Source organism: Escherichia sp. E1V33 (genome assembly GCF_004211955.1).
In the GTDB taxonomy this organism is placed as follows: Bacteria; Pseudomonadota; Gammaproteobacteria; order Enterobacterales; family Enterobacteriaceae; genus Escherichia.
In genome coordinates this window covers 22671-30034 of record NZ_RHJI01000026.1, presented here as the reverse complement: position 1 = coordinate 30034, position 7364 = coordinate 22671, and the positions used below count along the sequence as shown (strand labels likewise).

7 protein-coding genes are annotated in these 7364 nt (G+C 54.7%); 4 read left to right on the top strand and 3 right to left on the bottom strand.

The features are described from left to right. The first annotated feature begins 412 nt into the window (after nucleotides 1–412). Both purH and purD read left to right on the top strand, forming a co-directional pair. Complete coding sequence (gene purH, locus D9742_RS21170) at nucleotides 413–2002, top strand: bifunctional phosphoribosylaminoimidazolecarboxamide formyltransferase/IMP cyclohydrolase (RefSeq protein ID WP_001187564.1); 1590 nt, start codon at nucleotides 413–415, stop codon at nucleotides 2000–2002. Between the two features lie 11 nt (nucleotides 2003–2013). After that, a complete protein-coding gene (gene purD, locus D9742_RS21165; protein ID WP_130238150.1) occupies nucleotides 2014–3303 on the top strand; it encodes a phosphoribosylamine--glycine ligase in 1290 nt (429 codons plus the stop codon). Here the strand turns inward: purD and zraR are convergent. Both zraR and zraS read right to left on the bottom strand, forming a co-directional pair. Next, nucleotides 3300–4625 (bottom strand): sigma-54-dependent response regulator transcription factor ZraR, encoded by a 1326-nt coding sequence (gene zraR / locus D9742_RS21160; RefSeq protein WP_130238149.1) that lies wholly within the window; start codon nucleotides 4623–4625, stop codon nucleotides 3300–3302. The genes purD and zraR overlap by 4 nt on opposite strands. Then, complete coding sequence (gene zraS, locus D9742_RS21155; RefSeq protein ID WP_130238148.1) at nucleotides 4622–5998, bottom strand: two-component system sensor histidine kinase ZraS; 1377 nt, start codon at nucleotides 5996–5998, stop codon at nucleotides 4622–4624. The genes zraR and zraS overlap by 4 nt, the downstream gene beginning before the upstream one ends. A 106-nt stretch (nucleotides 5999–6104) precedes the next feature. On the opposite strand from zraS, the gene D9742_RS23740 reads away from it, so the two are divergent. Together D9742_RS23740 and zraP are read left to right on the top strand one after the other, a co-directional pair. Beyond that, the gene (locus D9742_RS23740; RefSeq protein ID WP_072132494.1) at nucleotides 6105–6233 is read left to right on the top strand and encodes a hypothetical protein; all 129 of its coding nucleotides are present in this window, start codon (nucleotides 6105–6107) and stop codon (nucleotides 6231–6233) included. A 2-nt stretch (nucleotides 6234–6235) separates the two neighbouring features. Further along, nucleotides 6236–6655 carry a zinc resistance sensor/chaperone ZraP gene (gene zraP / locus D9742_RS21150; RefSeq protein WP_130238147.1) on the top strand — a complete coding sequence of 140 codons (420 nt, stop codon included), beginning with the start codon at nucleotides 6236–6238 and terminating at the stop codon, nucleotides 6653–6655. Between the two features lies 1 nt (nucleotide 6656). Here zraP and D9742_RS21145 read toward each other — a convergent pair whose 3' ends face one another. Beyond that, nucleotides 6657–7352: a DUF1481 domain-containing protein gene (locus D9742_RS21145; RefSeq protein ID WP_032159285.1), complete on the bottom strand. Its 696-nt coding sequence runs from the start codon at nucleotides 7350–7352 to the stop codon at nucleotides 6657–6659. Nucleotides 7353–7364: the final 12 nt, after the last annotated feature.

The following is a 7364-nucleotide window of genomic DNA, read 5'->3' as shown; positions in this document are numbered from 1 at the left end:
AGAGTCAACCCTGAATTTCAGAATTTTTCTCTTCAACCGAACCGGCTGTTTGTGTGAAGTGATTCACATCCGCCGTGTCGATGGAGGCGCATTATAGGGAGTTCTCCGCAGGCCGCAATAGAAAAATTGCAGAAAAATGACTGACTGCTGCATTCCCCAGCAAAACCCCGCTTTATACCTTTTTACGCACAGAGTTATCCACAATCATCAATGTAATTTCTGTATTTTTCCCACGGTAACCACTGTCAAAATTGTAATCACCATTGAAAGAGAAAAATTCGCGAGCGTTGCGCAAACGTTTTCGTTACAATGCGGGCGAAAAATAAGGATGCCCCGTTAGGGGCGTTAGCTGAGTTTTTCGCGAAAAATTCAGCTAACGCTCTCTGTAATAGTCAAATCCAGGGGATTTACCATGCAACAACGTCGTCCAGTCCGCCGCGCTCTGCTCAGTGTTTCTGACAAAGCCGGTATCGTCGAATTCGCCCAGGCACTTTCCGCACGCGGTGTGGAGCTGCTGTCTACAGGGGGCACTGCCCGTCTGTTAGCAGAAAAAGGTCTGCCGGTAACCGAAGTTTCCGATTACACCGGTTTCCCGGAGATGATGGATGGACGCGTGAAGACCCTGCATCCGAAAGTACATGGTGGCATTCTGGGCCGTCGCGGCCAGGACGATGCCATTATGGAAGAACATCAGATCCAGCCTATCGATATGGTGGTTGTTAACCTGTATCCGTTCGCCCAGACCGTGGCCCGTGAAGGTTGCTCGCTGGAAGATGCGGTTGAGAACATCGATATCGGCGGCCCAACGATGGTGCGCTCCGCCGCCAAGAACCATAAAGATGTCGCAATCGTGGTGAAGAGCAGCGACTACGACGCCATTATTAAAGAGATGGATGACAACGAAGGATCGCTGACGCTTGCAACCCGTTTCGACCTCGCCATCAAAGCCTTCGAACACACTGCCGCCTACGACAGCATGATTGCCAACTACTTCGGCAGCATGGTTCCGGCTTACCACGGTGAAAGCAAAGAAGCCGCCGGTCGCTTCCCACGCACGCTGAACCTGAACTTCATTAAGAAGCAGGATATGCGTTACGGCGAGAACAGCCACCAGCAGGCTGCCTTCTATATAGAAGAGAATGTGAAAGAAGCCTCCGTTGCTACCGCAACCCAGGTTCAGGGTAAAGCCCTCTCTTATAACAACATCGCCGATACCGATGCGGCGCTGGAGTGCGTGAAAGAGTTCGCCGAGCCGGCATGTGTGATTGTGAAGCACGCCAACCCTTGCGGCGTGGCTATCGGCAATTCCATTCTTGATGCTTACGATCGCGCGTACAAAACCGACCCAACCTCCGCATTCGGCGGCATCATTGCCTTTAACCGCGAGCTGGATGCGGAAACCGCACAGGCCATCATTTCTCGTCAGTTCGTCGAAGTGATTATTGCGCCGTCCGCCAGCGAAGAAGCCCTGAAAATCACCGCCGCCAAGCAGAACGTACGCGTTCTGACCTGCGGTCAGTGGGGCGAGCGTGTTCCGGGTCTTGATTTCAAACGCGTCAACGGCGGTCTACTGGTTCAGGATCGCGATCTGGGCATGGTCGGTGCGGAAGAACTGCGCGTCGTCACCAAACGTCAGCCAACTGAACAGGAACTGCGTGATGCGCTGTTCTGCTGGAAGGTGGCGAAATTCGTGAAATCCAACGCTATCGTCTATGCCAAAAACAATATGACCATCGGTATTGGCGCGGGCCAGATGAGCCGCGTGTACTCCGCGAAAATCGCCGGTATTAAAGCTGCCGATGAAGGCCTGGAAGTGAAAGGTTCCTCGATGGCTTCTGACGCGTTCTTCCCGTTCCGCGACGGTATTGATGCCGCCGCCGCTGCGGGCGTGACCTGCGTAATCCAGCCTGGCGGTTCTATCCGTGATGACGAAGTGATTGCCGCCGCCGACGAGCACGGTATTGCGATGCTCTTCACCGACATGCGCCACTTCCGCCATTAATGGAGCGACAGATGAAAGTATTAGTGATTGGTAACGGCGGGCGCGAGCACGCGCTGGCCTGGAAAGCGGCGCAGTCGCCGCTGGTTGAGACTGTTTTTGTTGCTCCGGGTAACGCAGGTACTGCGCTGGAGCCTGCACTGCAAAACGTCGCTATCGGCGTGACCGATATCCCGGCGCTGTTGGATTTCGCACAAAACGAAAAGATTGATCTGACCATCGTCGGCCCGGAAGCGCCGCTGGTGAAAGGCGTGGTCGATACCTTCCGCGCCGCCGGGCTGAAAATCTTCGGCCCAACCGCAGGTGCGGCCCAACTGGAAGGCTCAAAAGCGTTTACCAAAGATTTCCTGGCCCGCCATAAGATCCCTACGGCGGAATACCAGAACTTCACCGAGGTAGAACCTGCGCTGGCGTATCTGCGTGAGAAAGGCGCGCCAATCGTCATTAAAGCGGACGGTCTGGCTGCCGGGAAAGGCGTTATCGTGGCGATGACGCTGGAAGAAGCGGAAGCGGCTGTTCACGATATGCTGGCGGGCAACGCTTTTGGCGACGCGGGTCATCGCATCGTTATCGAAGAGTTCCTCGATGGCGAAGAAGCGAGCTTTATTGTGATGGTGGACGGCGAGCATGTGCTACCGATGGCCACCAGCCAGGATCACAAACGCGTAGGCGATAAAGATACCGGACCAAACACCGGCGGGATGGGCGCTTACTCCCCTGCGCCGGTAGTAACCGATGAAGTTCATCAGCGCACCATGGAACGCATCATCTGGCCAACCGTGAAAGGCATGGCGGCGGAAGACAACACCTACACCGGTTTTCTCTACGCGGGCCTGATGATTGACAAACAGGGCAATCCGAAGGTTATTGAATTTAACTGCCGCTTTGGCGATCCGGAAACCCAGCCAATCATGCTGCGTATGAAGTCCGATCTGGTTGAACTCTGCCTGGCAGCCTGTGAAGGCAAGCTGGACGAGAAAACATCCGAGTGGGATGAGCGTGCTTCTCTCGGCGTGGTGATGGCTGCGGGTGGATATCCGGGCGATTACCGCACCGGCGATGTGATCCACGGCCTGCCGCTGGAAGAAGTGGCAGGCGGCAAAGTGTTCCACGCGGGCACAAAACTGGCGGATGACGAGCAGGTGGTAACCAGCGGCGGGCGCGTACTGTGCGTCACCGCGCTGGGTCATACCGTGGCAGAAGCGCAGAAACGCGCTTACGCCTTAATGACCGATATCCATTGGGACGACTGCTTCTGCCGGAAAGATATCGGCTGGCGCGCTATCGAACGCGAGCAGAACTAACGCGACAGTTTTGCCAATAGCGTTTTACGCGTGATCCCTAACTGACGGGCGGCTTCGGTTTTGTTGCCGCCCGTTTTCTCCAGTGCCGCCAGAATCACTTCTTTTTCGACTTCCACCAGCGGCTGAATATCCTGACTTTGCCCCAGCTGGATCGGCGTAATGGCAATCGCCAGCGGCAGCTCGCGTTCGGAAATATATTCCCCGGTCAGCAGCACCACCGCCCGTTCCACCGCGTTTTCCAGTTCACGAATGTTTCCCGGCCAGTCGTAGTGAATCAGCAAATCCATCGCCTGGGGCGTAAAGCCTTTTACGGCCTTGCGATTACGTTCGGCAAAGCGCTGCAGAAAATGGCCAGCCAGCAGAGGGATATCTTCCCTCCGTTGCCGCAGCGATGGTACTTCAATCGCCACCACGTTCAGGCGATAGTAGAGATCCTGGCGAAAACGCCCGGCCTTTACCTCTGCGGCAAGATCGCGATGGGTCGCCGCAATCAGCCGGACATCAACCGAGATAGTCTGGTTGCTACCGACACGCTGAACTTCGCGCTCCTGAATCGCACGCAGCAGACGCACCTGCATCATCGGCGAGATATCGCCAATTTCATCGAGAAACAGCGTGCCGCCGTCCGCCTCAACAAAGCGCCCTTCCCGGCGTTTATCGGCTCCAGTGAACGCCCCTTTTTCGTGACCGAACAATTCAGATTCCAGCAAGGATTCGTTGAGTGCCGCACAGTTGAGCGTTACCAGCGGTTTTTCGCTACGTGCGCTACTGGCGTGAATCGCCCTGGCGACCAGCTCTTTACCGGTGCCGGAATCGCCGTGGATCAGTACCGTGGCTTCCGATGGCGCGACGAGGGCGATTTCACTGAGCAGGTGTTGCATCGCCGGGCTTTTACCGACCATACCGAACTGGCTGGCAGTCACCGCAGGCGTTTCAGCATCAATACTGTGCGTATGCGCGAGCGCCTTTTCCAGCGTCGCCTGCAGGTTATCGAAATCCAGCGGCTTGATGAGATAATCCAGCGCCCCGGTTTTCAACGCTTCTACCGCCGTCTCGACGCTGGAGTACGCGGTCATAATCAGTACCGGAATCGCCGGATTTAACGCTTTGATCTCTTTTAGCGTGGCAATGCCGTCCATCTCCGCCATTCGCACATCGCAAAGCACAAGATCAAAAACCTGTTCCCGCACCTGCTCCAGCGCCTGTCGCCCGCTGTTCGCCAGCGCGACGTTATAGCCCCAGCCGCGCAGTAAAGCCTGCAAAATAGTGCAGTGGCTAATGTCATCATCCACCACCAGAATATCGATATTATCGTGCGTCATCCTTGTGGGTCCTTACGCGTAATATTGACCGGAAGCCAGAGGGTGAACGTTGAGCCTTTTCCCTCCTGGCTTGCGACCTGAATTGTACCACCGTGTTGTTCAACAATATTATGCACGACCGCCAGCCCCAATCCGGTGCCTTCGGCTTTGGTGGTGAAGTACGGAGTGAAGATGGCTTCAAGCTGATCTGCCGCAATTCCCTTACCGCTGTCGGTAACGCTGATTTTCACGCCCGCGCCGCTTTCGCTGGCCGTCACGCTAATCACGCCATGCTGACCAATCGCCTGAATAGCATTGAGATAGAGATTCAACAGGACCTGAGTCAGTCTGTCCGGATCGGCCTGAATTTCCGGTAATGTGTCGTTGGCGGTAAAGCGTAACTGGATCTCCCGGCTGTTTGCATCCTGGCTTACCAGCTGTAATGAGTGGTTAATCAGAGTGCTGAGATCCACCGCCTGCAAAGCCAGATGCGTTGGCTTAACCAGTTCCAGCAACTCGCTTACCACGCGGTTTAAACGGTCGGCCTCTTTCGCCATCACCTGCGCCAGTTGATGCGCTTCTCCCCCTGCAGGCGCGCGCTCGGCAAAGTATTTCGCCAGTCCTTTAATCGAGGAAAGTGGGTTACGGATTTCGTGGGCAACGCCTGCCGCAAGATGCCCCAGCGCCACCAGCTTCTCTTTGCGCTTCATTTCATCTTGTAGAAGCTGGCGCGAGCGCAGATAGCGGCGATACCAGAAGAATGACAACACGCTTGCCAGCAAGACCGTCGCCAGGGCGAAGAGGATAATCAGGGTGTTTCTCTGCTCACGATCTTCGGCACTCACAATATTACTGGCGTCGAAAGCGATGAAAATTGCTTGTGGTGTCGCGGCATACTGCTGCATATGGCGCATCCGGTGCATTCCAGCAGCAAACATCGGTTGAAACTGGCGATAAATTTCCAGAACAGGCTCGCCGTCTGCGCTATCGATCCGCCGCCACGCTTCTTCATCTCCCGGATGTAACTGCTGCATTTCCTGCGGGGAATAAAGCTGTTTTCCCACCATGCCGGAGTTGCTATGCATCACGATTGTTCCTTGTTCATCCGTGACCGCAAACCAACGTACACCAGGCTGCCCGGCCATTTCTTCCAGTAAGGCCTGCTGCTGCGCATGATGCATGCGCATCCCCATGCCGACGCGCGAGCCGGATTCAAGAGCGCGAATAAGTACACTGCCTTTTTCCAGCAGCGTTTGTCTGGCAGCGGCAGTCTCGCGCCCATAATCACGAATCACAGTTACCGCAAACAACCCTACCAGCCCAACAATGACCACGGGGAGGATCGCGCTTAACCATTTAGCTAAGGAGTCTTTAGAACGTTGCATAAAACGCATCTTCTTCTTTGCCTGCTCATCCCTTTCTGACAGCAGAAATCATGCCATCTTTTATCAGCGCTTACCCTGCGCTGTAACACAAAGGCTTAAGTTTCAATGAGTAAAAATGACTCGCTACCCGCAGCAGGCGAGTCATTTTTACTCGTTTATCATGCCAGATTACCCGTCATATCAGCGTTTCATCGTTGGCACGGAAGATGCAATGCCCGAAGTAAGACAACCACTGGAGGATTAACCATGAAACGGAACACGAAAATTGCCCTGGTAATGATGGCGCTTTCAGCAATGGCGATGGGATCGACATCTGCATTTGCTCACGGCGGACACGGTATGTGGCAGCAAAATGCCGCGCCTTTGACCAGCGAACAACAGACAGCGTGGCAGAAAATCCATAATGACTTTTACGCTCAAAGCAGCGCACTGCAACAGCAACTGGTGACGAAGCGTTATGAATACAATGCCCTGTTAGCCGCGAACCCACCGGATAGCAGCAAAATTAACGCGGTCGCCAAAGAGATGGAGAATTTGCGTCAGTCGTTAGATGAGTTACGGGTGAAACGGGATATTGCGATGGCTGAAGCGGGTATTCCGCGCGGAGCCGGAATGGGTTACGGCGGCTGCGGTGGTGGCGGTCATATGGGTATGGGCCACTGGTAAATCAGAACGTTTTCTCGTTGGGTTGCCAGCGACAGAAATCAGAGTTTGCCACCAACAGTAATTGCGAACCTTCGGGCGCTTCCAGCCATGCCACGCTAACATCAACAGAAGAGCGGCTCTGGCGGCGCTCAATATGCGCTATCGCCTGCGAATCTAAATCAGGTTTAATGGTTTGCCCTTCGCAGGTGGTCACGGTCTGTTCCATCGCATGCCAGCGCCCCTGGCGCAGCACGACTCTCCCCTGACGTAAGGCATCGCTAATCTGGCGGATCTGATCAGCACGATAACGGTATAAATCGATTTGGTCGTTAGAAAGCTGCTGCTTTTCCCCATCGGATTCACGTTGCATAAAGCTCAGATCGCCGCGATCGTCAAAACGCGCGCGAATGTTCACCGGCGGTTTGCTGTAAACATTGATATTGATAAGCGTGAGGTTATCGCCCTGCCAGCGATACTCTCGCGTAGTGGTATCGCCACTGCGCCACGGGCTAAACACGGCAAGCAGATGCACATTATCGCCGCTGTCTTTTCGCCAGATACGTACTGCGCCCTGGTCTTCAGCAAATCCACTGGCGGTAAAGGGAGGAAGTGAAGAGTTGTGACTACAGGCAGTGAGAAACAGAACGCCGGCCAGCATCAATGATCGACGCCAGAAAGACAAAAGGGGTGAAACCACCCCTTCGTTAAAACTGTTCACTGCCACGCAATC